Consider the following 452-nt stretch of genomic DNA (forward strand, 5'->3'; position numbering starts at 1 on the left):
TAGAGATGATGAATCTCGCAATTGTCCGGTAAGTAGGGCACTGTTCCTGAGTTAACCACATGGCAACAATATTCTCACGTGCGAATCTTTCAATTTTACGACAGGAAACGATCCCGTAACTATAAGCTAGCAAAACCAATTTTAAAAGCATTCGCGGATCATATTCTCGTGGGCGCCCCATAACATTAGGCCGCGAGACTGCTAGGTTTTCAACAAGTTGATGAATATAGTAAGCAGGATGATTTCTTTCCGGTTGAAATTCAGTTGCCATAGGCAAACTAAGCTGATTAATGTTATAATTGTTTTGCATTTTTGCATATCCTTTCGAGGGTATTTAAGACGTCGAGTGGTGGTCGACGTCTTTTTATTTTGCCACATACTTATATTTTAAAGGAAAAGAGAGACGAATGAAATCCGAAGGATTTATCCATCTCTCTTTATTATTAGGGACT

At 38.9% G+C, this 452-nt stretch carries 1 protein-coding gene; it reads right to left on the reverse strand.

Annotated features, from left to right (window positions below):
• The coding region (locus QOR82_RS09165) for a transposase (RefSeq protein WP_283584426.1) at positions 1 to 310 on the reverse strand (310 nt) is incomplete at its 3' end.
• Positions 311 to 452: the final 142 nt, after the last annotated feature.

The organism is Limosilactobacillus difficilis (assembly GCF_947387495.1).
Classification (GTDB): domain Bacteria; phylum Bacillota; class Bacilli; order Lactobacillales; family Lactobacillaceae; genus Limosilactobacillus; species Limosilactobacillus difficilis.